This window comes from Pseudomonas sp. TE3895, assembly GCF_056278855.1.
In genome coordinates, this window is the sequence record NZ_JBWBQE010000001.1 from 141,668 (window position 1) to 167,914 (window position 26,247).

Below are 26,247 nucleotides of genomic sequence, written 5' to 3' on the forward strand. Positions count from 1 at the left end.
GAAATGCCCATGAAAGAAACCACCTCAAAGGCGGAAGCAGCAGGCCGAGGCTCACTGGAAGGCTGGCTTAATGCGGCCTATGAAAGCCTGACCGAGTCAGGTGTGGATGCCGTGCGCGTGATGCCGCTGGCCAAAAAACTGAATTTGTCGCGCACCAGCTTCTACTGGTTTTTCGAAGACCGCGATGCCTTGCTCGTGGCCTTGATCGAGCAATGGAAAAACAAGAACACCTTCAACCTGGTGACCAAATCCCAGGCCTATGCCGAGTCCATCACCGAGGCGATTCTCAACGTCTTCGACTGCTGGCTGAACAGCGAATTGTTCGACTCGCAATTCGAGTTCGCCATGCGCAGTTGGGCGCTGCAGTCGCCGGAAGTGGCGCAGGAAATCGGCCAGGCAGACGCGCAACGCGTCGAGGCATTGCGGCAGATGTTCGACCGTTTCGGCTTTGAACACGATGCTGCGATTACCCGCGCCCGTTCCATCTACCTGACGCAAATCGGCTACATCAGCATGAAAACCCGGGAGCCCCTGGCCCAGCGCATGCGCTACATCCCCGAGTACCTGAAGATATTCACCGGCAGGGAACCGGAAGCCCGTGAGCTGGAGCGCTTTTATCAGCGCAACGGTTTTAGCGGCGCCGATTTGAAGGTCTAAAAACACCGGCTCAACAGTCAGTCTCTTTGAAGATACGGGGGTTCATTGCAAGCTTCAGGATCTTGCGCACCTGTGGGCACGGGTTTACCCGCGAACAGGGGCGCAACCCGTGCCATCCCCTGGCCGCCTTACCAGCTATAACTCACCTTCGCCGTCACCTCCCGCCCCGGGTTGTAGTAATTCGCCGTCCCCGACCCCACCACATGCTGCTCGTCAAACAGGTTGCTCACATTCAGCGCCAGGTCGGTCCCTTTGGCGATCTTGTAGTTCAGCGCCGCATCAAACAACGTGGTCCCATCGCTCTTCTTGGTATTGGCAGCATCCATGTAGTACGCCCCCACATACCGCGCGCCCAGGCCGACGCTCACGTCAGTGCCCGGTATGTCGTAGTAGCTCCACAACGATGCGGTGTGTTTGGGCGCCGTGGTGAACTCATTGCCCTTCAAGGAAGAGCCGTCATACAGCGACCCGCGCAGCACCTCGGACTCCATGTAGGAGTAAGCACCAATCACGCTGATGTCTTGCGTGACTTGTGCCTTGGCTTCCAGGTCAAGGCCACGCACGCGTGACTCGCCCACCGTCTGCTGCTCGATGATGCCGCTTGGCAACACCACGGCAATGGTGACGTTCTCTTGGGTCAGGTCATAAACAGCGGCGGAGAAGAGTGCGTCCATGCCCATGGGCGAATACTTGATGCCCACTTCGTATTGCTTGCCGGTCTGCGGGGTAACGCCCACTTGCGGGGGCGAGACGGACTCCACCATGCTCACGTAGGTCGACACTTCATCGTTGACGATATAGGTCAGTGCCGCGCGGTAGGAGGTTTCGGAGAAGTTGTCCTTTTCCGTCTGCTCGCCACCGATGTATTCCTTGCTCGACAGGTCCATTGAGTCATTGCGCACGCCTGCGGTCGCGATGACGCGGTCAAAGAACGACAGGTTCTGCTGCAGGAAAACCGCCTTGGTGGTGGCGTCATTCTTTTTGCGGGTATAGGGCGTGATGCCGCCAGGCACGCCGGTGAATACCGGGTTGGCGATGTCGATGGAGGGCGCCAGGCCGTAGACCGAGCTCTGTTTGGTCGTCGAGTCGAGGTACTCGACGCCCACCAGCGTGCTGCTGTCGATGTGCTCGAACTGGGCATCGTACTGCAGCATCAAGTTGCCATTGAGCTGGTCGGCATCGCTGTCGGTGCCGAAAACGTAACGCGGAATGGTGGTGCCAACACGCGAGGCGTTGTCGCTCAGGTAGGCGTAGCCAAAGTCATCGGTCAGCTCGCTGTAGCGCAGGTTGCTGCGCAGGGTGAAGCCGTTGTCGAAGTCGTGGGTAATGTTGCCGCTCAGGCTGGTGCGCTCGACATCGTGGAAGTTGTAGCCTGGCTCGCCGTAGAAGTCGCTGCGGTCGTACTCCTTGTCCAGCGGGTAGCCACCGCTGTTCGGCGAGCTGTTGGTCTTCAGGTAATCCAGCACCACCGTGGCCGAGGTGAAGTCGGTCGGCGCCCAGGTCAGGCCGCCCATCACGAAGCGGTTATCGTCCTGCGAATGGTCGTACTCGCGGTCGCTGTTCTGCATCTTGGCCGTGAAGCGGCCGGCCAGGGTTTGTTCGTCGTTCAGCGCATCGCCTACATCAATCCCGGTTTCGGCATGGTCATAGGAGCCGTAGGTCACGTAGCCTTGGCCAAACTTCTCGAAGCGCGGTTGCTTGGTCACGAAGTTGACCGAGCCACCCGGGTCTGCCGGGCCGAACAGGGTGGAGTTGGCACCCCGCAGAATTTCGATACGCTCGTAGGCGTAAGGGTCTTCGCGCACACCGCGCATCGAGCTGAGGGTCAGGCCGTCTCGGTAGGTGGTGGCCTGGAAGCCGCGGATCAGGAAGTAGTCGTTGCGGTCGTCCGAACCGTAGTAGTCGCTGACCACGCCGGGGGTGTACTGCAGCGCCTCTTCGGTGGTGCTGACGCTGCGCTGCTGCATTTCCTTGTTGGTCACCACAGACACGGACGCGGGCGTGTTAAGGATGCTGGTCGCCACCTTGCCCCCTACCCACAGCTCCTTGGCAACCACCGAGTTGGCGTCATCGTCGGCGCTGGCCTTGACCTTGGCATTGATGATGACTGGCGCCAGGCGGTAGTCCTCGGTCGCGCCCAGTTCCAGCGGGCCGGTAGGCTTTGGTTGCGGTATTACCAGGTACGCATTCGGGCCCTGCGGCTCAATCTGCAACTCGGTTCCGCGCAGCAGCGACGACAGTGCCGTCCTTGTATCCAGCGCGCCCTGCACCCCGTTGGTATTGCGGTTGGCCACGTTCTGCGCATCGAACGAAAGGCTGATACCCGCCTCGCGCGCAAAGCGGTCCAGTGCCGGCGCCAGCGGGCCCGCGGGAATGCTCCATTGCTTGAGCGGGCTGTTGTGATCAGCGCTCAAAGGCTGTGCAAGCGACGGCAGTGCGTAGGTGCTGACTGCCAGGCCCAACAGTGCAGCATGCAGGGCACGACTCAAGGGGTGGCGCTGTGGAACCGGGGTAAAACTCATTCTCTCGCTCCGTGTCGGGGGTCGGCGGGCTGGCCTGTAATCCGGCCTTCTCTACATGCCGAACGAGAATGAGAAAACACCTCATTTATTTTTACACTGGGCATCTTGCGCGAACCACCCGCCTACCCCGATACGAAACCGCGTGGTGGATGGCCTTGCGTTGACCCAATCGTTGCAGGGAATGGACGGCACACGGGCTGCGAAGCGAGCGTACCCCGATCGACCCGCTTGACCTTAGGGCGCATGGCGTTCTTGGCCATTTCGTCAAGTCGTCCCGCAACGCCCAGCGCTACGAGAGGCAGCAATACCCCGCCCAGGTGTGCGCGGCCTGGGTCTGTATGCCTGTCGAGGCCCTGGCTGCTGGCGCCACGAGCCCCCCAACCGCCTCCGACAGCCCCGCCAGCGGAACAGCCAGCACCCTGGCCCCTGAGGGCTGATCAATTACATCTGGCGCAATCCCTGTAGCGGCCTTGTGTCGCGCATGTCATTCATGGCGCCGGGGCAGATTCGTCACCATCCTGTTCGGGAGCAGCCGACTGCAGCATGTCCATGATGAACCGCTGCGTTTCCGGCAGCTGCTTGCCGAACACCTCATCCAGTTCAGGGGCGACCTGGATTTCGCCTGCACGCAAATCCCTTGCAACCTGGTCCTGGTAACGCTTCACAAAGCGTTGCCGGATGTCCCGCGCTTCGGGGTTATCGCCGCGAACCAGTTCTTCCAGTAGCCCTTGCACCGCCCGCATGAAGACCAGGCTGCGCTTGTATTGCAGCTGCCTCAGCCTGGACTGCTCGAGCGCAGCTGCATAATGCATGTCCATCACCTCGAGCCTTGCCTGCAGCAACTCATTACTGCTCTGCAAGGCTGCAAATGCTTCGGACTCGCTAGCCGTCGGTTTAGCCTCAGCGCGCTTGGCCGCGCCGGCGACCTGGGACAATTGCTGGTACATCAGGTCGATGATGGTTTTCTGGCGCTGCACAACAGCCCGAAGCTGCACCGCCTCCTCGAAGTACTGCCTCACGTACCCCCTGAGCGGCTCCAGTTTCTGGTTAGCACATGCCACCCCTGCGTCCCAGCCTTGCGCATAGCCTTGAGAGCGCCCCTCGTCGAAGCCCTCTTTACGACCTTGCTGGCGCCCCTGACTGCGCCCGACATGCAGGTTGGAGATTGCATGATCGAGCGACCCGGTATATCCACCATCCAGGCCGCCGCCCGCTCTACCCGTACCCCAGTTATTGTCCATTTCGCCATCTCCCTGATTCGACGCGTCCCTAAAAAATGCGCCGCTAGATTCTGGTCAATGCCAAACCCGATACTGTCGACCGGGTTCAACGCATGATCTTTACCTCGCTCCCAACTGCTTGCTGGGCCTCGGCCTGAGGCAAGGCAAAATTGCCCAGCCGAGTGCCACGCAGTAACGCCACGCAAACCTGTATGCGCTGAAAGGCGTCACGCCATGAGCTTCAGGACACTGGCTGCAAGTTTCTGAAAACGGTCAAGGACGCCCTGGGTATCCCTGCCCGTTTACGCCAGGTCATCGCCGCCGCCACCAAGCTACGCATGCAGGTGCATAACACCGCCCGTCATCGCCTCATCACGCATGGTGCGCTGGCAGGTGTGGTCGCAGCGTATCGGTTTCGACCAGGGCAGCGAGCGCAACGGTGAGGTCAGGGACGGGCGTGGTAGTGACGGACACTACGAGGGTGAACATCGGCAGATCATCAGCCCTGATTCAACTTCAGAATATGCGTCTTTATGGCCTGCCCGGCGGCATCGACAAGGCTCATATAGAACGCCTTGCCCAGGCCGAGCAACGGTGATCCCTTCAATGATTCAGCCGTTGCCTTCAGCGTGATGACGCCGAATTGCTCTGCGATGGTCTCAATACTGCGCTGGCGCTTCCCAGGCTGGTCGTACGGCTTTTGATACCACGTGGCAATCTGGTACTGGGCGTCCTCTCTTTCGAATGCCGCGTACAAGTGCTGGGCCAGCGCAGTAACCGTTTCACGAATCAGCCCAGGGTCGGTATCGTGATTATTCAGCAATGCCTCGAAAGGGGCATTGGCTACCGCCAGAAGATCTCCGATGGTGTAGCCCGCCATCGGTGGAAACACACCAGGCGGCAACTCGACGGCTGCGCCATTCGCTATAGTTGAACTGCCTTCGTCGTGCATAAAAAGCTCCTTTCTCTTAGCGCGAAGCGCTCTTGTATCCGTGCAAAGCATCCCTGCACGAGAGTGACGAAACGGTGAAGCGAACCACATACTGCATAAAGTCACCAGGCGCAATATTGGCCGGGCGCGCGCCTCTGTCGACAGCCGAACCGTGGGTAAGTACGGCATCACAACTCTCCACGGCGGCCAGCACGGGCAGGATGAGTTTACACGTGGTCATGCCAGTTTCCTTACTTGAAAAGTCTGCTGGAGCACACCAGGAGAACCGCCCCATGTCTTGCTGCTGAACCTTCGTCTGGCCCAAAAAAACAAAGGGCACCCATCCTCGGGTGCCCTTTGCCTTACAGCCAGGTGAACTGAATCACCCCATCGATCGCGCTGCCACCGGTTGCGCATGGCCCCTCGACGTCACGATCCCCAGGAAGGAAATCACGATCGCCAGGCCCAATGTCGAGCTCACTTCCGCCCGATGCTCAGGCGTGTACATCATCACCGCCAGCGCCCCGGCAATGAAAATGATCACCGCCCAGGTCAGGTACGGGAACAGCCACATGCGGAACTTCAGTTCGGTGTTCTCGCGCTCCAGTCGGCGGCGCATGCGCAGCTGCGAGATGGCGATAACCATGTACACCAACAGGGCGATGGCGCCGGAGCTGGCCAGCAGGAACTCGAAAACGCCCTTCGGCGCGAAGTAGTTGAGGACTGCGATGGCCGCACCGATCAGGGTGCTGCCGAACACCGCAGCACGCGGTACACCGACCTTGGAGGTCTTGTTGAGGAAGGCCGGGGCGTCACCGCGCTTGGCCAGCGAAAACATCATCCGCGAAGCGATGTAGATGGACGAGTTCATGCAGCTGGTAACGGCTACCAGCACCACCAGGTCGACCATGAACGCGGCGTTGGGGATGTTCATGATTTCCAGCGCACGCTGGTACGAACCCACCACCGCCAGCTGCGGGTCGTTCCACGGCACCACCGAAATGATCACGAAGATCGACAGGATGTAGAAGGTGCTGATACGCCAGATCACCGAGCGGGTGGCCTTGGCGATGTTGCGCGACGGGTCGCTGGACTCGGACGCGGCGATGGTCACTGCCTCGGTGCCGATGAAGCTGAACATCACGGTGATGAACGCACCCACCACTGCCGACCAGCCTTTCGGCGCAAAGCCGCCGTACTCGGCCATCAGCCCGCTCAGCCCACTGACCTCGCGGTTGGGCAGCCAGCCCATCAGCGCGGCAAAGCCCAGGCCGATGAAGCCCAGGATGGCGGTGACCTTGAGGATGGCGAACCAGAACTCGAACTCGCCGTACTTGGCCACGCTGAACAGGTTGGTGCAGGCCAGCAGCAGCACCGACGCCAGCGCGAAGATCCAGCTGTCCACCTGGGGGAACCAGGCGTTCAACACATGCCCGGCGGCCAATGCTTCGATAGGAATGACCAGTACCCAGAACCACCAGTACAACCAGCCGATGGTGTAGCCGGCCCAACGGCCGATCGCCTGGTCGGCGTAGGTGGAAAACGATCCGGTGTCAGGGTGTGCCACGGCCATTTCGCCGAGCATGCGCATGACCAGTACCACCAAGGTCCCGGCCACGAAATAGGAAATTATGGTTGCTGGGCCGGCTGCCGCGATGGCATGGCCAGAGCCGACGAAAAGTCCGGCGCCGATGATGCCGGCGATGGACAGCATCGTTACGTGACGTGGCTTGAAACCTTGTGCAAGGTTGCCATCAGATCCCACGGTGTTCATTGATGTTGTTCTCTTTTTGCTGACACAAGGAAGGACGGGCAGGCGTAGGCGAAAAATATCTCCTTTGAAATCAATAAGTCGACACGTTGTTCGCGCGCTGTTGTTGATATTTGGCACGCGTCACAGAGCAAGGTGTCAGTGCGGTTCGGGGTTCATTTAATCCCCGCATGGCTGTGGGGAATTACACGAGAACGCCACGGAACTGTTCGATCACGACAGGGCATTTCCATCAACGCCAGATGTCGCGAATGGCATATCCGATCGCGCCACAGGCCCAAATGGAGCTTTGGTTTTTCATTTGAATGTGTGTTGCCTGTGCCGGCCCTTTCGCGGGTGAACCCGCTCCTACGATGGTGCGTGGCGACGGTACCGATTGGTGGATGCGGTGGCGGGTGCGGCGGTGAATGACTGGGGATATTGGTCGGCAGGTCCGGCCTATTCGCGGGTGAACCCGCTCCTACAACGGAACCTGGCGATGCCACCGATTGAGGAATGCGGTGGCGGGTGCGGCGGTGAATGACTGGGGGGATTGGCCGGCAGGTCGGGCCTATTCGCGGGTGAACCCGCTCCTACAACGGAACCTGGCGATGCCACCGATTGATGAATGCGGTGGCGGGTGCGGCGGTGAATGACTGGGGTTATTGGTCGGCAGGTCGGGCCTATTCGCGGGTGAACCCGCTCCTACGATGGTGCGTGGCGACATCGCCGATTGATGAATGCGGTGGCGGGTGCGGCGGTGAATGACTGGGGGTATTGGGCGGCAGGGTCGGCCTATTCGCGGGTGAACCCGCTCCTACGACGGTGCGGGGCGACACCACCGGTTGATGGACTGCCCCCAAGAAGTTGGACACCAATCCAACCCTTGGGGGATCTATGGGTAAGTACACCGAGCAATTCAAGCTCACAGCGATCACAGCCTACCTGGATGGCAGCAACGGTTTCCGAAAGGTGGCTCAACACTTAGGTATCGATTTCAGCCTGCTTCGACGCTGGGTGGCCAGTTATCAGGCCAATAATGGCATTGGTCCAGGCTCGCATGGGCGGCGCTATACCAGTGATTTCAAACAGCAGGTGCTTAGCTATATGCACGAGCATCGGCTTTCGCTGCGCCAGACCGCTGCCCACTTTGGTCTTGGGCAGTCCTCTCAGATAGGCATTTGGCAGCGGCAGTACTACAGTGGCAGTCCTGCACCCTCTACTGCCATCAAGCCAAGAAAGCCAATCGACGTGTCGAAGAAGATCAAGCCTGCCAAACCCACCGATACCAATGATGATCAGAAGTCTCGAGATCAGCTGATGGCTGAACTTGAGTACCTGCGCATGGAGAATGCTGTCCTAAAGGAGCTCAAGGCTCTGCGCGAGGAAAAGGAACGAACACGCGGGAAAAAGTCCTGATCGTTTCCAAACTCAAGCGCAGATTTCCTTTGCCTGACCTCCTTCAACTGGTCGAGCTGGCGCGCAGCACCTTCTACTACCAGCTCAAAGCTCAGCAGAAGCCAGATCGGCATGCTGAGCTCAAGGCATTGGTGCATCGCGTCTACCACGAGCAGAAAGGGCTTTATGGTTATCGCCGTATCGCACTCGTAATCAGGAAGGAAAAGCGGGTGAACAAGAAGGTCATTGAACGGCTGATGGCTGAGCAGGGATTGAAATCAGTAGTGCGCCCCAAGAAATATCGCTCCTATCGAGGTACCGTCGGTAAAGTGGCAGCGAATGTACTGGAGCGAAATTTTATCGCTCAACGCCCAAACCAAAAGTGGGTGACTGACGTAACCGAGTTCAAAGTAGCTCAACAGAAGCTCTATCTGTCGCCCGTGATGGATTTGTACAACGGCGAAATCGTGGCCTACGAAATGGCCAGCCGCCCGTGCTATAGCCTGGTTGGGAACATGCTTGGCAAAGCGCTCGATTGCCTGGGAGAGAAACCGAAGCTCGTGCTGCATTCGGATCAGGGATGGCATTACCAGCAGGCGCAATACCGCCGTAAGCTAAGCGAATGTGGGGTAAAGCAGAGCATGTCTCGAAAAGGCAATTGCCTGGACAACGCGGCCATGGAAAGCTTCTTCGGCACGCTCAAGTCTGAGTTTTTCTACCTGAAGCGTTTCGAGAGCATTGATGAGCTGAGAGCGGGTCTGGATGAGTACATTCACTACTACAACCATGATCGCATCAAGCTGAGGCTCAATGGCCTGAGCCCTGTGGAGTACAGGGCTCAGGCTGCAGCTTAAAACTGTCCAACTTTTGGGGGGCAGTCCATTGATGTAGGAGCGGGCTTGCCCGCGAAGAGGCCCGCAGCCTCAACGCACCAGGCAAGGCCGTTTGTTATCGAAGCTCCAACCCGGAATCAGGAACTGCATCGCCACGCTGTCATCCCGCGCGCCCAGCCCCATGTTGCGGTAGCACTCATGGGCCTTGGCCAGCTGGTCTTCATCCAGTTCCACGCCCAAGCCCGGCCGTGCTGGCACTCGCACATGCCCGTCGACAATGCGCAGCGGCTCACGGGTCAGGCGCTGGCCATCCTGCCAGATCCAGTGGGTGTCGATCGCCGTGATTTCACCCGGCGCCGCAGCCGCCACCTGGGTGAACATCGCCAGCGAAATATCGAAGTGGTTATTGGAATGAGAACCCCAGGTCAGCCCCCAGTCGTTGCACATCTGCGCCACCCGTACCGAACCCTGCAAGGTCCAGAAGTGAGGGTCGGCCAGCGGAATGTCCACCGACTGCAACTGAATGGCATGGCCCATCTGTCGCCAGTCGGTGGCAATCATGTTGGTTGCGGTAGGCAGCCCGGTGGCGCGGCGGAACTCGGCCATCACCTCGCGGCCCGAGTAACCGTTCTCGGCGCCACAGGGGTCTTCGGCATAGGCCAGCACATCGTGCTTGTCACGGCACAGGGCGATGGCCTCCTTCAGCGACCACGCGCCATTGGGGTCGAGCGTGATGCGCGCTTCGGGGAAGCGTTCGGCCAGCGCTGTCACGGCCTCCATCTCTTCTTCACCACGCAGTACGCCGCCCTTGAGCTTGAAGTCGCTGAAGCCATAGCGCTGCTTCGCCGCTTCGGCCAGGCGCACGACCGCCTCAGGGGTCAGGGCCTTTTCGTGGCGCAGGCGGAACCAGTCGTCCTCGCTGTCGGCTTCGTTGCGGTAGGCCAGGTCGGTCTGCTGGCGGTCGCCGATGTAGAACAGGTAGCCGAGCATCTTCACCGCATCACGTTGCTGCCCCTCGCCCAACAATGCTGCCATCGGCACGTTCAGGTGTTGGCCGAGCAGGTCGAGCAACGCCGACTCGATGGCCGTTACCGCATGCACGGTGATGCGCAGGTCGAAGGTCTGCAGGCCGCGGCCCGCCGAGTCGCGGTTGGCGAAGGTCTGGCGCATGGCATTGAGCACACGCTGGTAATGGCCGATTGGCTGGCCGACCACCAGGCTGCGGGCGTCCTCCAGGGTCTGGCGAATCTTCTCGCCGCCGGGCACTTCGCCCAGGCCGGTGTTGCCGGCGCTGTCGCGCAGCACCACCACGTTGCGGGTGAAGTACGGGCCATGGGCGCCACTGAGGTTGAGCAGCATGCTGTCATGGCCGGCCACGGGGACCACGCGCAGGTCGGTGACCACCGGGGTGCTGGTGTGAAGGGTCTGCATATTCATGAGGGTTGTCTCGCAGTCATCAGTGGGTCTGGCCCAGGGCCGAAGGGGCCTTGAGGTCATCGGAAGGGACGCCCTTGGGGCGAATGCGTACGAAGAAGATGGCAATCGCCGCCAGCACCGAGGTCACCGCCAGGCCGTACAGCCCGCCCTGGATCGAGCCAGTCTGCTGCTCCAGCAAGCCGAAGGTGGTGGGGGCAACGAAGCCGCCGAGGTTGCCGACCGAGTTGATCAGGGCAATCACCGCCGCAGCGATGCGGGCGTCCAGGTAGCCTTGGGGGATTGGCCAGAACAGTGACGACGCTGACTTGAAGCCGATCGCGGCGAAGCACACGGCGACGAAGGCGAACACCGGCCCACCCGTGGTGGACATGAACATGCCCGTGGCAGCGACCAGCAGGGCGCCGGCCACCCAGGCCTGCTGGAACTTCCAGCGAGCGGAACCGGCAGCGAAGGCGTACATGGCCAGGATCGAGATCAGCCAAGGGATCGAGTTGAAGAAGCCGACCTGCATGTCACTGAGGTCGCCCATGCGCTTGATGATGCTGGGCAGCCAGAAGGTGGCGGCATAGATGGTCAGCTGGATGCAGAAGTAGATCAGGCAGAACAGCACGATCTGGCGGTCCTTGAGCAGGCTCCAGGCCGACGGCCTGACCGCGCCGATGGCCTCACGCGCTTGCTGCTCGCGGTCGATGGTGGCGACCAGCGCGTCCTGCTCGGCCTTGCTCAGCCACTTGGCGTCCTGCGGCTTCGAGTCGAGCCAGAAGAACACAAAGAAGCACAGCGCCACCGAGGCCATGCCTTCAATGAACAGCATCCACTGCCAACCATGCAGGCCCAGGCCCTGGATCTGCATCAACGCCCCGGCCAGCGGCCCGGAAATCAACGAAGCCAGCGCCGAGCCACTGAGGAAGATGGCAATGGCCTTGCCGCGCTCTGCCGCCGGCAGCCAGCGGGTGAAGTAGTAGATCACGCCAGGAAAGAAGCCTGCTTCGGCCACCCCGAGCAGAAACCGCAACACGTAGAACTGGGTTTCGTTCTGCACGAAGGCCATGGCCGTGGCCACCAGCCCCCAGGTGAACATGATACGGGTCAGCCACAGCCGGGCACCGACCTTTTGCAGCAGCATGTTCGAAGGGACTTCGAACAGCGCGTAACCGATGAAGAACAGCCCGGCACCAAAGCCAAAGGCCGCAGCGCTGATGCCCAGGTCGCTTTCCAGGTGCGGGCGGACGAAGCCGATGTTGACGCGGTCGAGGTAGTTAACGATGAACATGATGACGAACAGCGGCAGGACGTGGCGCTTGACCTTGGCCACGGCACTGGCCAACGCGTCGCCTTCATGCCGGGCAGACGGAGCGAGGGTGTCGTTCACTTGCGGATCTCCCACTAATTGTTTTTGTGCGGGTCGGGTTGTCTGACATGGCAGTGGGGAGGAGCTTATGCGCAGCGAGGTTGTACGACAAGATCACAAACGTCGGCAAAACAGCAAAATACAAGCTGTCACAATGCCAATTTGATCCGAACATGCAAAAACACATCAACTACATGCTGAATTGGATGCGCGAAAAATCGGCAAAAAATATTTCTATCGATTAACTTGTCGTACAAGCTAATCAAGAAGCGGATCACACATGGAACCGGAACACGCTCGCAAACGCGGCCATAGCCGCGCCCATGACCTGGTTTCCAGCCTGACCCAGCAGATTCTGCTGGGCACCTTCAAACCAGGCGACAAACTGCCTTCGGAAAACACCTTGGTGCGCGAGCACGGGGTCAGCCGCACAGTGGTTCGCGAAGCCTTGTCGAAGCTGCAGGCCTCTGGGCTGGTGGAGCCGCGCCACGGGATCGGTACGTTCGTGATGGAGCGCCAGGCCCAGGCCGGGCTGCGCGTAGCGGCGGAGAGCGCGGCGAATGTGCGCGATCTGCTGGAGCTGCGTATTGGCCTTGAGGGCCAGGCTGCCGCGCTGGCCGCACTGCGTCGTGACGAGGGGCAACTGGCGCGCATGCGCCAGGCGCTGGATGACTATCAGGACCTGGCCGCTGCCGGCGACAGCTGTATCGAAGCCGACCGGCGCTTTCACCTGCTGATTGCCGAGGCCACCGGCAATCTGTATTTCACCGAGATGCTGCTGCAACTGGGTAACGGCCTGATACCGCGCAACCGCATGGCCTTGGCCGAGCGCGCGGGGGCCAAGCTGGCGCGGCAAGCGTACCTGGCCAACCTGGAGCATGAGGCAATCCTCAATGCCATCCGCCGACAAGACCCGGATGCGGCACGGGCGGCGGTATGCCTGCACCTGTCCAACAGCCGCGACCGGCTATTGCCGGACTGACTGTCAGGCAGTGCAAGGCCTCGGGCTTGATGCTACGAACAGAGTGGCGTGCAGGGTGGCCGTTACAGCCAGCTACCCTGCCTTCACTTCACCAGGTCAGGCAGATCTTGCCGAAATGCCGGTTGCTCTCCTGGTAACGGAACGCCTCGACGATCTGTTCCAGTTCGAAATGCTTGTCCACCACCGGCCGCAGGCCGTTGGCATCGATCGCCCGCACCATCGCCTGCTGCTGCGCTCGGCTGCCAACCAGCACCCCTTGCAGCCGAATCTGCCGCACCAGCGCCTGCACCAGCGGCAACTGCCCGGCCACCCCGGTAAGGATGCCGATCAGCGAAACATGCCCGCCAATGCGCGCAGCAATCATCGACTGCTCCAGCGTCGCCGGGCCGCCCACTTCAATCACATGATCGACACCGCGGTTGCCAGTCAGCTCGCGCACCTTCTCACCCCAGGCCGGGGTGCTCTTGTAGTTGATCAGGTGGTCGGCACCCAGGGCCTTCAGGCGCTCCAGCTTGGCATCGCTGGACGAGGTGGCGATCACGGTCGCGCCCGCCAGCTTGGCGAACTGCAGGGCGAAAATCGACACACCGCCGGTACCCTGCACCAGCACCGTGTCGCCGGGCTTGAGGTGATCATCGCTCATCAACGCGCGCCAGGCGGTAAGGCCGGCGGTGGTCAGGGTGGCAGCCTCGGCATGGCTGAAACCCTGGGGCGCCAGGGTGAAGGCGGTGGCGCGGGCAGTCACCTGCTCACGGGCGTAGCCATCGATGCCGTCGCCGGGCACCCGGGCAAAGCCCTCGACATTGGCCTGGCCATCGAGCCAGTCGGGGAAGAAGGTGCTGACCACATTGTCGCCGACCTGGAACTCAGTGACGCCAGCCCCCACCGCAACCACCTCGCCGGCGCCATCGGCCATGGGGATGCGTCGCTCGCTTGGGCCCCACATGCCGCTGACCACGGCGAAATCGTGGTAGTTGAGGGAACTGGCGTGCAGGCGCACGGTAATCTCGCCGGCCTGGGGGGCCTGGGCCTCGCAGGTGCCTACCTCGACCTTGTCGTAGCCGCCGCCGGGTTGTACGTAGATGGCCTTGCTGCTCATGGGTGGGTCTCCGTATCAGAGCAAAGAATGGGGTTCAGCATAGACAGATCCGGCCCTTTCGCGGGCACGCCCGCTTCCACAGGGGCACTACAGGACCCGAGACGTGCGCAATACCTGTGGGAGCGGGCATGCCCGCGAAGAGGCCCGCATGGCCAACACACGCATCAGCCCAGCATCACCTTCAACGCTCGGCAATCCGCCGCATGCCAATCCACCAGTTCCGGCCAGGGATTGTCCGGCAGGTTCACCAGCACCGTGCGCGCCCCCGCCGCCCGCCCGCAGTCCAGGTCAAAGCGGTAATCCCCCACCATCACCAGTTCGCTCGGTGTCACGCCCCAGGCGCTGGCAATCTTCAGCAGCCCATCCGGGCTCGGCTTGGGCGCAGCCTCGTCACGCCCGAGAATGTGTTCCACCGGGAAGCAGTCCGCCAGGCCGATGGCCTCCAGCGTTACATGCGCCAGCTCACGCGCATTGCGGGTCAGAATACCCAGCCGGCACCCGCGCCCGGCCAACTCGCGCACCAGTTCCACCGCCCCGGTGGCCGCCGTGGAGGCCGTTGCCAGGTCCCTTTCGTGCTCCAGCAACCAGGCATGCTTGGCCGCCGCTTCCGCCGTCGGCAAGGCCGCCAGGTGGGTGAGGATGTCGTGTTCGGCCGGGATGTCCAGCGCCACCCGAATGGCGGCGAAGTCGTGCACGGCCACGGTCAGGGTGCCGTCCATGTCGAACACCCAGTTGCGCACCTCGCCCAGGCTCATGCCCAGTCCTTGCGATGGCGAATCAGGCCTTCCTGGCTCGACGATGCCACCAGTTGCCCGGCCTGGTTGAAAATGCTGCCGCGGCAGAAGCCACGGGAATTACCGGCCCAGGGGCTATCGGTGGCGTACAGGAGCCACTGGTCGGCGCGCAGGTTGCCGTGAAACCACAGCGAATGGTCCAAGCTGGCGATCTGCATGTCGCGCTGCCACACCGATTTGCCATGGGGCAGCAACGCCGTGGTCAGCAGGCCGAAGTCCGAGGCGTACGCCAGCATGTACTTGTGCAAGGCAGGCACGTCCGGCAGGTTGCCGTCGGCGCGGAACCAGGCGTACTTCACCGGGTCGCCCGGCTTGGGGTTGAACGGGTCGCGCTCGGTGACCGGGCGGATCTCGATCGGCTTGGCACACAGCACCTTGTCGCGAATGCGCTCGGGCAACTGGTCGGCCATGGCACGGGCCAGTTCGACTTCGGTAGGCAGGTTTTCCGGGCCGACCACGTCAGGCATCTGCGCCTGGTGCTCGAAGCCTTCCTCGTCGTACTGGAACGATGCACTGCAGGTGAAGATGGTCTGGCCCTTCTGGATCGCCGTCACCCGTCGTGTACTGAAGCTGCCGCCATCGCGCACGCGGTCTACCGAGTACACCACTGGAAGGCTGGCATCGCCCGGGCGCAGGAAGTAGCCGTGCAACGAATGCACATGGCGCGCGTCCTCGACTGTCTGGCTGGCAGCCGACAACGACTGGCCCAGCACTTGGCCACCGTAAAGCTGGCGGAAGCCCAGGTCCTGGCTACGTCCACGGAACAGGTTCTCCTCGATGGATTCGAGGCTCAACAGGTCGACTAGGTCGTCCAACACATGACTCATCGGCGGTTCTCCGTAGGAGCGAGCCTAGCTCGCGATGCGCCGCCCGAGCGGCGCTCGATTTCACAGGCGCTGAACGTGTTACGGGCAAGCGCCTTCCAAGTAGGCAAATGATACAGCGTTTGTCATTCGCGCCGGGCATGGCAGTGCATTCAGGCGCGCAGGGTGCGCTCCCAGTGCGCGCGATCGATCCGGTACAGCACATGCGGGCGCAGCGGGTGGCCGATGGGCAGGCGGGGGTGTTCGAAGCTGCCGTGCAGGTCCTGCTGCATGCCGATAGCTTGCATCACCTTTTGCGACGGCAGGTTGCATTCGCTGGTGAACGACACGACCTCCTCCAGGCGCAATTGGGCAAAAGCACAACGCAGGCAGGTCCACGCCGCCTCGCTGGCAAAGCCCAGGCCCCAGTGGCGACGTGCCAAGCGCCAGCCGATCTCCACCGCCGGGGCAAAAGGCGCGTCGAAGTTGACATTGAGCAACCCGGTCATGCCGATGAACGCGCCACTGTCCTTGCGCTCCAGGGCCCACAAACCAAAACCGTATTCATTGAAATGCCCACGCACGCGGCCGATCAACGCAGCCGCCTCAACGCGCGTCAGCGGCGCCGGAAAGTAGCGCATTACCTGTGGGTCGGCGCACAGCGCGGCGAACTCGCGCAAGTCATCGTCATGCCATTGGCGCAGCACCAGCCGTGCGCTTTCCAGTTCGAGGATGGGGGTCATCGGGCCTGCTCCGGTTTACCGCCTTGCAGTTTACAGCGTAGGCGCGGGCGCGGGTTTCACCCAGCCGGCAGCCGCCAAATGCAATTTTCACACGCCCTTCACCGGCCCCCGACAGGCCGCTTGGCAGGATGCCGCCATCCACCACCGCGCCAGCCGCGGCACTGCCAACGGAGCAACGCATGCTATCGAGCAACACCCTGGGGCACCCCGCCATTCATGCCCGGCGCAAGCGACGCCTGACTCGCAAAGCCGTCGGAGCCGCCCTGGGCCTGTGCATGGTCGTGGCGGCGTTGACCACCTGGCTGGCGACGAGGACGCATATCGTGGACCTTGGCAACGAGCAACAACTGACTGACAGTGGCCTGCTGCAGGACTGGGCCGACGGTGCGGTGATCGTGATGATTCGCCACGCCGAACGCTGCGACAGCGCCCCCGGCCCCTGCCTGGACGACCCCACGGGGATCACCCTGAGCGGTAGCCAGGCCGCTGCCCGCGTTGGCCAAGGGCTGCACCAGCTGGGCCTGATCAAAGCCGACCTGCTCAGCAGCCCTAAACTGCGCACCCGGCAAACCGCGCACTTCATACTGGGTCAGGCGGTGGCCAGCGAGGACTGGCTCGAAAGCTGCGACAACCAGTTCGCCACCGAAGCGCTTGCACACAAACGCGCGGGCCACAACCTGGTGCTGGTGACTCACAACGGCTGCATCGACCACTTTGCCCGCCAGCAGCACGTTGCTGGCGGCGAACGTCAAAGCAACTATGCCAGCGCCCTGTTTGTATCGGTGGATGGCAATGGCAAGGCACGCATCCTGGGGCGCTTGAACGAACCGGACTGGCAACGGGTATTGGCCAGCACAGGAAAATAGCCTATGTGGGAGCGGCCTTGTGTCGCGATTGGGCTGCGCAGCAGCCCCAAAATTTCAGCGCAGATGCACACATTGCTGGGGCTGCTGCGCAGCCCAATCGCGACACAAGGCCGCTCCCACAAAGGGCCGGTACCGGCGCAAGAAACAGGTACTCCCATTGCAGTCACCCGTCATGGCAAGATCAGCACTGGCCCTGATTGCGACCCCATCCATGCCGTTGCCGTTGATCTACCACGAAGATTACAGCCCGGAGTTCCCCGCTGAACACCGCTTCCCGATGGACAAGTTCCGCCTGCTGCACGACCACCTGGTTGGCAGCGGGCTGACCACCGACCAGGCCCTGCTGCGCCCGGACATCTGCCCCAACGACATCCTCGCCCTGGCCCACGACCGCAGCTACATTGAGCGCTACATGAACGGCGAACTGTCGCGCGAGGACCAGCGCCGCCTCGGCCTGCCCTGGAGCGAGGCCCTGGCCCGGCGTACCGTGCGCGCCGTCGGTGGCTCACTGCTGACTGCCGAGATGGCGCTGCAGCACGGCATCGCCTGCCACCTTGCCGGTGGCACCCACCACGCCCATTACGACCACCCCGCCGGCTTCTGCATTTTCAACGACCTGGCGGTCATCAGCCGCTACCTGCTGGAAGCAGGCCGGGTACACCGGGTGCTGATCTTCGACTGCGACGTGCACCAGGGTGACGGCACCGCGCGCATCCTGCACGACACGCCCGAGGCCATCACCGTGTCGCTGCACTGCGAGCAGAACTTCCCCGCCCGCAAGGCACAAAGCGACTGGGACATCCCCCTGCCCCGAGGCATGGGCGACGCGGCCTACCTGAAGGTGGTGGACGACGCTCTCAACTACCTGCTGCCGCTTTATCAACCCGACCTGGTGCTGTATGACGCCGGTGTCGATGTGCACAAGGACGACGCCCTGGGCTACCTGCAGCTGACCGACGCAGGCGTTGCCGCCCGTGACGAAGCCGTGCTGCGCCACTGCCTGGGCCGCGACATCCCGGTGATGGGCGTGATCGGCGGAGGCTACAGCAAGGACCGCACAGCCTTGGCCAGACGCCACGGCATCCTTCACCACAGCGCGGCACGTGTCATAGGTTGTTCACAATGACTGTGGAACCGCTTGTGGATAACCTGCGCGAAAGGCGCTGTAGCCCTTTACTGGCAAGGCCTGCATAACACTGGCTATTTTTTGATCAGTGCTTCCATGGGCAGCGCTGCGGTAGAATGCGCCTCTTTTCCACAGCCTGCTGCCCACCATGCCCGATCTGACCCCCGCATCCCCTCCCCCCGCTGTCGTCATCGGTGGCGGCCCCGCCGGCCTGATGGCTGCCGAAGCACTGGCCAAGGCAGGCTTGGCGGTCGAGGTGTTCGATGCCATGCCTTCAGTGGGCCGCAAGTTCCTGCTGGCGGGCGTCGGCGGCATGAACATCACCCATTCCGAGCCCTACCCGGCGTTCGTGGCACGCTATGCCGAACGCCAGGGCGAAATCGAGGCCCTGCTACGCGACTTCGATGCGGACGCGTTGCGCCAGTGGATTCATGGTTTGGGCATCGAAACCTTCGTCGGCACCTCGGGCCGGGTGTTCCCCACCGACATGAAAGCCGCACCGTTGCTGCGTGCCTGGCTCAAGCGCCTGCGCGACAACGGGGTAGTTATCCACACCCGCCATCGCTGGCTGGGCTGGAACACCGATGGCAGCTTGCGAATTGCTTATCCACAGGGCGAACGTCAGGTGAAAGCCTCGGTCGTGGTGCTGGCGCTGGGTGGCGCCAGCTGGGCGCGCTTGGGTTCTGACGGCAGCTGGCAACCGCTGCTGGCAGAACGGGCTGTGGATATCTCGCCTTTGCAGCCGAGCAACTGCGGTTTTGAAGTAGAGGGCTGGAGCGCGCTGCTCAAGGACAAGTTCGCGGGCGCACCGCTGAAGAACATAGCCCTCAGCGTCCCGGGCAGCCCACCGCGCAAGGGCGAGTTCATCCTCACCGCTCAAGGCGTGGAAGGCAGCCTGGTGTATGCCTGGTCGGCACCGGTACGCGAGGCCATCCACCGTGAAGGCCGCGGGGTACTGTTGCTCGACCTGCTGCCGGACAAGCCTGTGGACAAGATTGCCCAGGCACTGGCCAAACCACGCGGTTCACGCTCCATGGCCAAGCACCTGCACAGCCAGCTGGGGATTGATGGGGTCAAGGCGGCACTGCTGCGCGAACTGACCGATCAGGCGACCTTTGCCGACGTTGATGCTCTGGCCCGGGCCATCAAGGCATTGCCCATCACCCTGGTACGCACGCGGCCGCTGGATGAAGCGATCAGCAGTGCCGGCGGGGTCCGCTTCGAGGGGCTGGATGAGGGGTTGATGGTCAAGGCCGTGCCGGGGGTGTTCTGTGCCGGCGAGATGCTGGACTGGGAGGCGCCGACCGGGGGTTATCTGCTCACGGCGTGCTTTGCCAGCGGCTTGCGCGCCGGGCGGGCCGCGGCGGATTGGGTGCGGGATTCCTGACAGATTGCCTGGGCGGCTTCCACAAGTACTGCGTCAATCCAGATTGTGCAGCCCATGTGGGAGCAACTGTCTTGCTCAATTTCTGAAAGCTGGCGCGATCCGTGTGGGAGCGGCCTTGCGTCGCGAAAGGGCTGCACAGCAGCCCCGGGGTTTCAGCGTCGATGCAAATAATGCCGGGGCCGCTTCGCGGCCCTTTCGCGACACAAGGCCGCTCCCACAGGCCGGTGTTCAGCCTCAGCCCAGCGCAGTGTAGAGAAACATCATCACCGCAAACCCGCCCATCAACCCTGGGTAATGGAGCTGGGTGCAGCGCTGGGCATCAAGGTCGAGCCGGCGCTGGAAGCCCTGAAAGTCGCCGTACACATCTAAAGCCTGGCGCAGTCCTTGTGGGAGCGGCCTTGCGTCGCGAATGGGCCGCAAAGCGGCCCCAAAACCTCAAGGCTTGCGCTTGCGCGGCCCACCATTGAAGCTCGGCACCTTGCGTACAGCCTTCACCGCCGGTTCCGCACTGCCGGCTTCACTGCTGTCCATCCAGCGCCCCAGCCCGCGCTTGGCGCTGTTTTCTTTCGGCTTCTTGGGCTTCTTCGGTTTCTTGATAACCTGCCCACTGGCATCGGTCATCGGCACCCGGTGCTCGGGGATGAAATCCGGCTCTTCATGACGCGGCAGGGTTTGCCGGGTCAGCACCTCGATAGCCGCCAGCAGTTGCACTTCATCCGCACACACCAGCGAAATCGCCTCGCCCTTGTTGCCCGCCCGCCCGGTACGCCCGATGCGGTGCACGTAGTCTTCGGCAACGATCGGCAGGTCGAGGTTGACGACCAGCGGCAAGTCATCGATATCCAGGCCGCGGGCCGCCACATCGGTCGCCACCAGCACTTGCACCTCACGGGCCTTGAAGCTGTCCAGCGCACGCTGGCGGGTCGCCTGTGGGCGATCACCGTGGATGCCGTCGGCATTCACGCCTTCGGTCAGCAAGCGCTCCACCAGCTGATCGACGCCATTGCGGGTCTTGGCGAACACCAGCACCTGCTTCCAGCGCTGCTTGCGCAGCAGGTGGCAGAACAGGTCGGCCTTGCGCTTCTTGTCCACAGGCACCAGCCACTGCTTGACGCTGGTGGCCGTGGCGTTGCGCGGGCTCACTTCGATACTGAGCGGGTCATTCAGCGCCAGCCCCGCCAGCATGCGAATCTGATCGGAGAAGGTGGCGGAAAACAGCAGCGTCTGGCGCTTGCGCGGCAGTGCCGCATACACCGACTGCAGCTCTTCGGCAAAGCCCAGGTCCAGCATGCGGTCGGCTTCATCCAGCACCAGGGTCTGCACCTGGTTGAACTTCACGGCGTTCTGCCGGAACAGGTCGAGCAAGCGGCCAGGGGTAGCCACCAGCAGGTCGACACCCCGGCGCAGGCGCATCATCTGTGGGTTGATACTGACCCCGCCATACACCGCGTAAGTACTCAGCGGCAGGTTCTCGGCGTATTCGCGCACGTTGTTGTGCACCTGCTCGGCCAGCTCGCGAGTGGGCACCAGCACCAAGGCGCGGATCGAGTTGCTGGCCACCTTCTCGCCCTCCAGCGCCAGGCGCTGCAGCACAGGCAGGGCAAAGCCTGCGGTCTTGCCGGTACCGGTCTGGGCTGCGGCCATCAGGTCGCGGCCGGCCAGCACGGCGGGGATGGCTTTGGCCTGCACCGGGGTCGGGGTGGTGTAGTCCAGTTGCTGCAGCGTGCGCAGCAGCGGTTCGATCAGGCCGAGTTTGGCGAAATTCATGGCAATACCGTCAGGGGGTTCAGCGAAGGCGGCAAGTTTACCGCATCGCCCCTGCCTACTTGCAGATTTCACCTTTCAACGGTGGCACAGGGTCAGGCGCCTTGCGCCACTGCGGCAGGCCGATCAGCACCACCGCACCGATGATCACTGCCATCGCCACACACTCTTCAGCGCCAATCTGCTCACCGGCAAAGACGATCCCCAGCAGCACCGCCACCGCCGGGTTGACGTAGGCGTAGCTGGTGGCCGCTGCCGGGCGCACGTGCTTGAGCAGGTACATGTAGGCACTGAACGCCAGGATCGAACCGAAGAACACCAGATAGGCCAGCGCCCCCCAGCCAGCGGCGGTCGGCAGCTGTGTCATGCGTTCGCCCGATAGCACACTGCCCAGCAACAGCACCGCACCCCCGACCAGCATTTCCGCTGCGCTGGCCATCGGCCCCTGGGGCAGCGGCAAGGTCTTGCTCCACACCGAGCCGAACGCCCAGGACGCCGCCGCGAAGATGATCAGCGCCGCACCTATCGGGCTTGCCTGCAGGTTGGAGCCCAGGTTCAGCAGGCCGATGCCCACCAGCCCAAGGGCTATCCCCGCCCATTCCAGCTTCGAATTGCGGTGCCCGAACAACAGGCCGAACAGCAAGGTGAACAGCGGCACCGTCGCCACCGCCAAAGCCGCCACCCCCGAAGCCACGCCGGCATGCTCAGCCACGGTTACCCCGCCGTTGCCACAGCTGAGCAACAAGAAACCGATCGCCCCTGCCGCCCGCCATTGTGGCCAGGTAGGTGCCGGCACGCCGCGCCAACGCAGGAAGCCGTACAGCAGGCCACCGGCGATCAGGAAGCGCACACCGGCCATGAGCATCGGAGGCCAGCTCTCGACGCCGATGCGAATGAACAGGTAAGTGGAACCCCAGACCAGATACAGGGCCAGGAAGGCGCCAATCAGCAGCAGCGGGAAACGACGGGAGGCAGGCATGGGGAAAACTCGAAATCCGTTTACGGGTGCCTCAGTTTAACGGCCTGCCTGGGTGAAGGGACGTTACAGAACGGGTTCAAATGAGCGGCACAATTCTGGTGCATCCGGTGTGGTTGGCTTATCGCCTGGGACGATCACCTGCCAGCCCCTGACCGTACTTGGCCAGCGCTTCGCGCACTTTCGCAGCCGGGGTCTTCTGCAGCCGGCAAAGCAGCTCGTGCGACAGTTGCTGAACCCCGTGGTCCTGGCGCAACACACCCGCCAGATGCTGCAGCAGGTTGGCGGCCATTTCGGCATCGGCCATGGCCCGGTGCGCGGTCCCCGTGTCTGGCAACCCAGCCCAGCGTGTCAAAGTGCCCAGCTTGTGGTTCGGCGCGGCGGGCAGCAGCCGCCGTGACAGCAACAGGGAACACGCGAAGGGCTGGCTGCGGCTGCGGCCAATACGGCTCAGCTCGTAATCCCAGAACTTCTGGTCGAAAGCAGCGTTGTGCGCCAACAATGGGGTGCCACCGACGAACTCGGCCACCTCGTCCATCACTTTCTCCACCGGCGGCGCACTGCGCAGCATGGCGGTGGTGATGCCGGTCAGCCCTGCGACGAAAGCCGGCACCGGCACGCCAGCGTTCATCAGGCTCTGGTAGCGCTCGACAATGCGCCCACCCTCGAGCATTACCACCGCCACCTCGGTGGCACGGCAGCCGGTACCGGGGGAAATGCCGGTGGTTTCAAAGTCGATGACAGCGATACGTTCCATGAAAAGACCTTAGTGTTTGAGCAACAGCGCGCCTTCGATGGGCACGTAGCGGGTGGCAGCACGGATCAGTGACAACGCCGTCAGCCCCGGCACGCCATACACCACCGCTTCGGTGCCATGGCGCTGGATTACCCGCTCCAGCAGCAGGTCGAAGTCACCGTCACCGGAGGCCAGCACCACCTGGTCGACCCGGCTGGCCGCGTCGATCACATCCAGGGTAATGCCCACATCCCAGTCACCTTTGGCCGAGCCATCGCTGCGCTGGATGAACGGTTTGAGGCGCACCTCGAAACCGAGGTTGCGCAAGATCTGCTGGAACTGCTGTTGTTTGCTGTCGCCACGGTCGATGGCATAGGCCACCGCCTCGACGATCTGGCCTTCGCGGCTGACATCGGCCCACAGGGCGGTGTAGTTGAAATGGCAGCCGTGGGCCTGGCGCACGGTGTAATAGAGGTTCTGCACATCGGCGAACAGCGCGATCTTTTTCACCTGGGAACCTCATTTTTGGCCTGGAGTGCTGGGGGGCTGCTGCGCAGCCCTTCGCGGGCACGCCCGCTCCCACAGGTATCGCGCGTACACCTGTGGGAGCGGGCGTGCCCGCGAAGGGGCGCAAAGCGCCCCCGGAAATGCCAGCAGTATGCCAGACCTGTCAGACGTAAGAATCGTCGTCCGAGAAGAACCCGCCGTCATCGTTGCCGAAACCACCGTCGGCGTATCCACCCTGGTCACTGCCCCAGCCACCGTTGTCAGCCACTTGCTGCTGCCCACCCTGGTCGTTCCAGCCGCCACTGTCGCTGGCTGGCGCCGGCTCTTCCTTGATGACCTCGACCACTTCTTCCGGTTGCGAGTTGTGGTTGAACAGGCTGCTGATACCCTGCGCCAGCAGCACACCACCGGCCACACCGGCGGCGGTCTGCATGGCCCCGCCAAGGAAGCTGCTGGCCCCGCTGCGCGCAGGCGCGGCGCCATAGCCAGGCTGCGGCGCCTGAGGCTGGGCGAAACCCGGTGCCGACGGCTCGCGCCAGCCACCACCGGACGCTACAGGGGGCGCCGAAGGGCGCTGTGGCTGCACCGCCGGCGCTGCGTTGCGCCCACCCGAACCAAAGATGCTGGACAAGAAACCACCCCCGCCATTGCTCGGCGCACTGCTGGTGGCTTGTGCCGCCTGAGCCTGGGCACGGGCCTGCTGCAGCTCGGCTTCCAGCTGCTTGTTCTGTTCGTCGAGGCGCTTGATTGCGGCCTCCTGCACCAAAATCGCCTGGGCCATGTAGTAAGGCGCCGCCGGTTGCTGACGCACGTGCTGCTCGATGCACGCCTGGGCTTGCGCGTCACGCGGCTGGCTCGGGTCTTCGGCTTGCTTGAGGCGGCCGAACAGGCCGTCAATCAGGGTTTGTTCTTCAGTGTTCATGGGGCGACCTCGTGGGGTAGCGGGACATCGGACAGCGTCAAAGATGGGGCGTACAGGCGCGGGATTCAATCACTGCTGCGGTGAAACTTTTTTCAGCAAGTGACAGCCCCAGGCCTGCTTTGGGCTAAAGTTAGGCCCCTGTTTTTACTGCCATGCGATGTTGACTGATGAATCCGCTGAGCGTTTTGCGCGACTCCTTGTACTTCTTCCGCCGTCACCTGCCAAACATCCTGCAGCTGTGCCTGCCGCTGGTGGTGGTGGAAGCCCTGGTCACCCAATTGCTGTACCGGCAGCTGGGCGACCAGGCATCACCGGCCTACGGCATGCTGGTCAGCCTGTTGTTCTACCCGCTGTACAGCGCAGCCCTGATCCTGTACCTGGACACGCGCAGCAACGGCCAGGAAATCGCCAAGCGCGACCTGTTCGCGCGCGCCCTGCAGCTGTGGCCGCAACTGGCCCTGCTGATCCTGATCAGCTCGCTACTGATCATGGCCGGCCTTGCGCTGTTCATCTTCCCGGGGGTGTGGATCATGATCAACCTGGTGTTCGCCGAGTACCTGCTGGTGCTGCGCGGCCGGCCGGTGGTGCAGGCGATGCGCGAAAGCGCAAGCATGACCACCGGGCATTTCATGCGCATCATGATCTGCGTGGTAGGCGTGCTGGCGCCGATCTGGCTGATCGACGGGCTGCTGCTGATGGCCTTCCCCGAGCCATCACCTGGGATGGAACTGGCCATGGACAGCCTCAGCGGCTTCCTGCAACTGTTCAGCACCGTGGTGCTGTATCGCCTGTTCATGTTGCTGGAAGGCGAAGCCAGCACCTGAGGCCACCGGGGAATGTTTTCGGCCTGCCGGGCTGCCCAGCCTTGGCGCCAGAGTGCACATCCTCAATGCTGTTCTAGGAGTGCACCATGAACGAAACCATTCAGGCCAGGTACGCCAGGTCTTTTCGCGGCAAGCTGTACATGCGCGCCGTCGACCGGGACATCCCACTACGCCTCAGCCGCAGTTCAGACAAGTTCAGCTGGGGCATTACCCCAGAGGATGACTGGTTGCAGGCGGGGGGAAGGCAGGACTCGCCGGTGATGGACTTTCATTACCACTCGCGGACCAACGATCGCCTGCACTACCGCATCAGCATGCCTGGGCGCCCGGAGACCAAGAAACTAGGGGTCAGCCGCAATGGTTATCTGGGCTTTTACTGGCATGCAGACGTTAGCGAATACTGGAAAATCGAGCCGCTGGCGCTGACAGATGAAGGCCTTGTCTGCCATCTGCGCGACCAGCGGGGCTACAGGGTCGGCGCCCTCACGGATACGCCGCACAGGAGTGGGGAGTGGGTAGCCTTGCTCAACGTCGAGGAAGGCGAAGTGATCACTTTCCTATTGAGGCAGGCAGATCAAGCTGCACTGGCGGGTGCAATACGATGAATGGCACGACCACT

General features: G+C 62.5%; 24 protein-coding genes. 8 read left to right on the top strand and 16 right to left on the bottom strand.

What is annotated here, in order from left to right; translation table 11 throughout:
• Nucleotides 1–9: 9 nt before the first annotated feature.
• Nucleotides 10–657 (top strand): TetR/AcrR family transcriptional regulator, encoded by a 648-nt coding sequence (locus ACZ889_RS00615; protein WP_004576152.1) that lies wholly within the window; start codon nt 10–12, stop codon nt 655–657.
• Between the two features lie 128 nt (nt 658–785).
• Here the strand turns inward: ACZ889_RS00615 and ACZ889_RS00620 are convergent, their stop codons facing one another.
• From ACZ889_RS00620 to ACZ889_RS00635, 4 genes are all read right to left on the bottom strand, one after another.
• Nucleotides 786–3,179: a TonB-dependent siderophore receptor gene (locus tag ACZ889_RS00620; RefSeq protein ID WP_367244113.1), complete on the bottom strand. Its 2,394-nt coding sequence runs from the start codon at nt 3,177–3,179 to the stop codon at nt 786–788.
• Nucleotides 3,180–3,667: 488 nt separating this feature from the next.
• A complete protein-coding gene (locus ACZ889_RS00625) occupies nt 3,668–4,420 on the bottom strand; it encodes a FliH/SctL family protein (RefSeq protein WP_047603375.1) in 753 nt (250 codons plus the stop codon).
• Between the two features lie 478 nt (nt 4,421–4,898).
• The gene (locus ACZ889_RS00630) at nt 4,899–5,351 is read right to left on the bottom strand and encodes a hypothetical protein (RefSeq protein WP_003249866.1); all 453 of its coding nucleotides are present in this window, start codon (nt 5,349–5,351) and stop codon (nt 4,899–4,901) included.
• Nucleotides 5,352–5,712: 361 nt separating this feature from the next.
• Entirely contained in the window at nt 5,713–7,104 is a 1,392-nt protein-coding gene (locus ACZ889_RS00635; protein ID WP_476257112.1) for an amino acid permease, read from the bottom strand.
• An 873-nt stretch (nt 7,105–7,977) separates the two neighbouring features.
• On the opposite strand from ACZ889_RS00635, the gene ACZ889_RS00640 reads away from it, so the two are divergent.
• Nucleotides 7,978–9,332, top strand: a protein-coding gene (locus ACZ889_RS00640; protein ID WP_085983016.1) for an IS3 family transposase whose coding sequence is annotated in 2 segments (ribosomal slippage) — nt 7,978–8,451 and nt 8,454–9,332 — 1,353 coding nt in all. Because the reading frame shifts where the segments join, the coding sequence is not laid out codon by codon here.
• 69 nt (nt 9,333–9,401) lie between these two features.
• Here ACZ889_RS00640 and gudD read toward each other — a convergent pair.
• Both gudD and ACZ889_RS00650 read right to left on the bottom strand, forming a co-directional pair.
• The gene (gudD, locus tag ACZ889_RS00645) at nt 9,402–10,748 is read right to left on the bottom strand and encodes a glucarate dehydratase (RefSeq protein ID WP_476257113.1); all 1,347 of its coding nucleotides are present in this window, start codon (nt 10,746–10,748) and stop codon (nt 9,402–9,404) included.
• A gap of 19 nt (nt 10,749–10,767) precedes the next feature.
• Entirely contained in the window at nt 10,768–12,120 is a 1,353-nt protein-coding gene (locus ACZ889_RS00650; protein WP_003249859.1) for an MFS transporter, read from the bottom strand.
• A 259-nt stretch (nt 12,121–12,379) separates the two neighbouring features.
• On the opposite strand from ACZ889_RS00650, the gene ACZ889_RS00655 reads away from it, so the two are divergent.
• Entirely contained in the window at nt 12,380–13,081 is a 702-nt protein-coding gene (locus ACZ889_RS00655) for a FadR/GntR family transcriptional regulator (protein ID WP_003249857.1), read from the top strand.
• An 88-nt stretch (nt 13,082–13,169) separates the two neighbouring features.
• Here ACZ889_RS00655 and ACZ889_RS00660 read toward each other — a convergent pair whose 3' ends face one another.
• The 4 genes from ACZ889_RS00660 to ACZ889_RS00675 all read right to left on the bottom strand — a co-directional run bounded on the left by ACZ889_RS00660 (nt 13,170) and on the right by ACZ889_RS00675 (nt 16,520).
• Nucleotides 13,170–14,180 carry a zinc-dependent alcohol dehydrogenase family protein gene (locus ACZ889_RS00660; RefSeq protein WP_010955388.1) on the bottom strand — a complete coding sequence of 337 codons (1,011 nt, stop codon included), beginning with the start codon at nt 14,178–14,180 and terminating at the stop codon, nt 13,170–13,172.
• 164 nt (nt 14,181–14,344) lie between these two features.
• On the bottom strand, nt 14,345–14,935 hold the full coding sequence (locus tag ACZ889_RS00665; RefSeq protein ID WP_180689211.1) for an HAD family hydrolase: 591 nt from the start codon (nt 14,933–14,935) through the stop codon (nt 14,345–14,347).
• Entirely contained in the window at nt 14,932–15,801 is an 870-nt protein-coding gene (tesB, locus tag ACZ889_RS00670) for an acyl-CoA thioesterase II (protein ID WP_014859384.1), read from the bottom strand. The genes ACZ889_RS00665 and tesB overlap by 4 nt, the downstream gene beginning before the upstream one ends.
• Nucleotides 15,802–15,950: 149 nt before the next feature.
• Complete coding sequence (locus tag ACZ889_RS00675) at nt 15,951–16,520, bottom strand: GNAT family N-acetyltransferase (protein WP_003249850.1); 570 nt, start codon at nt 16,518–16,520, stop codon at nt 15,951–15,953.
• Nucleotides 16,521–16,699: 179 nt separating this feature from the next.
• Between ACZ889_RS00675 and pmrG the strand changes: the two genes are divergently transcribed.
• The 3 genes from pmrG (at nt 16,700) to ACZ889_RS00690 (ending at nt 19,899) form a co-directional block, all read left to right on the top strand.
• Nucleotides 16,700–17,386 (top strand): lipopolysaccharide core heptose(II)-phosphate phosphatase PmrG, encoded by a 687-nt coding sequence (gene pmrG, locus ACZ889_RS00680; RefSeq protein WP_476257114.1) that lies wholly within the window; start codon nt 16,700–16,702, stop codon nt 17,384–17,386.
• Nucleotides 17,387–17,597: 211 nt separating this feature from the next.
• Complete coding sequence (locus ACZ889_RS00685) at nt 17,598–18,512, top strand: histone deacetylase family protein (RefSeq protein WP_088513249.1); 915 nt, start codon at nt 17,598–17,600, stop codon at nt 18,510–18,512.
• A 148-nt stretch (nt 18,513–18,660) separates the two neighbouring features.
• On the top strand, nt 18,661–19,899 hold the full coding sequence (locus ACZ889_RS00690) for a TIGR03862 family flavoprotein (RefSeq protein ID WP_476257115.1): 1,239 nt from the start codon (nt 18,661–18,663) through the stop codon (nt 19,897–19,899).
• 234 nt (nt 19,900–20,133) lie between these two features.
• On the opposite strand, the gene ACZ889_RS00695 is transcribed toward ACZ889_RS00690, so the two are convergent.
• The 6 genes from ACZ889_RS00695 to ACZ889_RS00720 all read right to left on the bottom strand — a co-directional run bounded on the left by ACZ889_RS00695 (nt 20,134) and on the right by ACZ889_RS00720 (nt 24,804).
• Nucleotides 20,134–20,262 (bottom strand): hypothetical protein, encoded by a 129-nt coding sequence (locus ACZ889_RS00695; RefSeq protein ID WP_256873205.1) that lies wholly within the window; start codon nt 20,260–20,262, stop codon nt 20,134–20,136.
• A gap of 72 nt (nt 20,263–20,334) precedes the next feature.
• Nucleotides 20,335–21,666 carry a DEAD/DEAH box helicase gene (locus ACZ889_RS00700; protein ID WP_476257116.1) on the bottom strand — a complete coding sequence of 444 codons (1,332 nt, stop codon included), beginning with the start codon at nt 21,664–21,666 and terminating at the stop codon, nt 20,335–20,337.
• A 55-nt stretch (nt 21,667–21,721) separates the two neighbouring features.
• On the bottom strand, nt 21,722–22,642 hold the full coding sequence (gene yedA, locus ACZ889_RS00705) for a drug/metabolite exporter YedA (protein WP_476257117.1): 921 nt from the start codon (nt 22,640–22,642) through the stop codon (nt 21,722–21,724).
• A gap of 118 nt (nt 22,643–22,760) precedes the next feature.
• Complete coding sequence (locus ACZ889_RS00710; RefSeq protein ID WP_003249812.1) at nt 22,761–23,396, bottom strand: 3'-5' exonuclease; 636 nt, start codon at nt 23,394–23,396, stop codon at nt 22,761–22,763.
• Between the two features lie 9 nt (nt 23,397–23,405).
• The gene (locus tag ACZ889_RS00715) at nt 23,406–23,885 is read right to left on the bottom strand and encodes a LabA-like NYN domain-containing protein (RefSeq protein WP_010955394.1); all 480 of its coding nucleotides are present in this window, start codon (nt 23,883–23,885) and stop codon (nt 23,406–23,408) included.
• A gap of 160 nt (nt 23,886–24,045) precedes the next feature.
• Complete coding sequence (locus ACZ889_RS00720) at nt 24,046–24,804, bottom strand: DUF2076 domain-containing protein (RefSeq protein WP_476257118.1); 759 nt, start codon at nt 24,802–24,804, stop codon at nt 24,046–24,048.
• A gap of 167 nt (nt 24,805–24,971) precedes the next feature.
• On the opposite strand from ACZ889_RS00720, the gene ACZ889_RS00725 reads away from it, so the two are divergent.
• Together ACZ889_RS00725 and ACZ889_RS00730 are read left to right on the top strand one after the other, a co-directional pair.
• A complete protein-coding gene (locus tag ACZ889_RS00725) occupies nt 24,972–25,628 on the top strand; it encodes a YciC family protein (protein WP_392492504.1) in 657 nt (218 codons plus the stop codon).
• 86 nt (nt 25,629–25,714) lie between these two features.
• On the top strand, nt 25,715–26,233 hold the full coding sequence (locus tag ACZ889_RS00730; protein ID WP_179053268.1) for a hypothetical protein: 519 nt from the start codon (nt 25,715–25,717) through the stop codon (nt 26,231–26,233).
• The last annotated feature ends 14 nt before the right edge of the window (nt 26,234–26,247 follow it).

Excerpts from the sequence above, each read along its gene's own strand:
- ACZ889_RS00625 (WP_047603375.1), bottom strand. The coding sequence starts at position 4,420 with ATGGACAATAACTGGGGTACGGGTAGAGCGGGCGGCGGCCTGGATGGT.
- ACZ889_RS00700 (WP_476257116.1), bottom strand. The coding sequence starts at position 21,666 with ATGAATTTCGCCAAACTCGGCCTGATCGAACCGCTGCTGCGCACGCTG.
- ACZ889_RS00655 (WP_003249857.1), top strand. The coding sequence starts at position 12,380 with ATGGAACCGGAACACGCTCGCAAACGCGGCCATAGCCGCGCCCATGAC.
- ACZ889_RS00685 (WP_088513249.1), top strand. The coding sequence starts at position 17,598 with ATGCCGTTGCCGTTGATCTACCACGAAGATTACAGCCCGGAGTTCCCC.
- ACZ889_RS00635 (WP_476257112.1), bottom strand. The coding sequence starts at position 7,104 with ATGAACACCGTGGGATCTGATGGCAACCTTGCACAAGGTTTCAAGCCA.
- ACZ889_RS00690 (WP_476257115.1), top strand. The coding sequence starts at position 18,661 with ATGCCCGATCTGACCCCCGCATCCCCTCCCCCCGCTGTCGTCATCGGT.
- yedA (WP_476257117.1), bottom strand. The coding sequence starts at position 22,642 with ATGCCTGCCTCCCGTCGTTTCCCGCTGCTGCTGATTGGCGCCTTCCTG.
- ACZ889_RS00720 (WP_476257118.1), bottom strand. The coding sequence starts at position 24,804 with ATGAACACTGAAGAACAAACCCTGATTGACGGCCTGTTCGGCCGCCTC.
- ACZ889_RS00620 (WP_367244113.1), bottom strand. The coding sequence starts at position 3,179 with ATGAGTTTTACCCCGGTTCCACAGCGCCACCCCTTGAGTCGTGCCCTG.
- ACZ889_RS00725 (WP_392492504.1), top strand. The coding sequence starts at position 24,972 with ATGAATCCGCTGAGCGTTTTGCGCGACTCCTTGTACTTCTTCCGCCGT.
- pmrG (WP_476257114.1), top strand. The coding sequence starts at position 16,700 with ATGCTATCGAGCAACACCCTGGGGCACCCCGCCATTCATGCCCGGCGC.
- ACZ889_RS00615 (WP_004576152.1), top strand. The coding sequence starts at position 10 with ATGAAAGAAACCACCTCAAAGGCGGAAGCAGCAGGCCGAGGCTCACTG.
- ACZ889_RS00730 (WP_179053268.1), top strand. The coding sequence starts at position 25,715 with ATGAACGAAACCATTCAGGCCAGGTACGCCAGGTCTTTTCGCGGCAAG.
- ACZ889_RS00665 (WP_180689211.1), bottom strand. The coding sequence starts at position 14,935 with ATGAGCCTGGGCGAGGTGCGCAACTGGGTGTTCGACATGGACGGCACC.
- tesB (WP_014859384.1), bottom strand. The coding sequence starts at position 15,801 with ATGAGTCATGTGTTGGACGACCTAGTCGACCTGTTGAGCCTCGAATCC.
- ACZ889_RS00660 (WP_010955388.1), bottom strand. The coding sequence starts at position 14,180 with ATGAGCAGCAAGGCCATCTACGTACAACCCGGCGGCGGCTACGACAAG.
- ACZ889_RS00675 (WP_003249850.1), bottom strand. The coding sequence starts at position 16,520 with ATGACCCCCATCCTCGAACTGGAAAGCGCACGGCTGGTGCTGCGCCAA.
- ACZ889_RS00710 (WP_003249812.1), bottom strand. The coding sequence starts at position 23,396 with ATGGAACGTATCGCTGTCATCGACTTTGAAACCACCGGCATTTCCCCC.
- ACZ889_RS00630 (WP_003249866.1), bottom strand. The coding sequence starts at position 5,351 with ATGCACGACGAAGGCAGTTCAACTATAGCGAATGGCGCAGCCGTCGAG.
- gudD (WP_476257113.1), bottom strand. The coding sequence starts at position 10,748 with ATGAATATGCAGACCCTTCACACCAGCACCCCGGTGGTCACCGACCTG.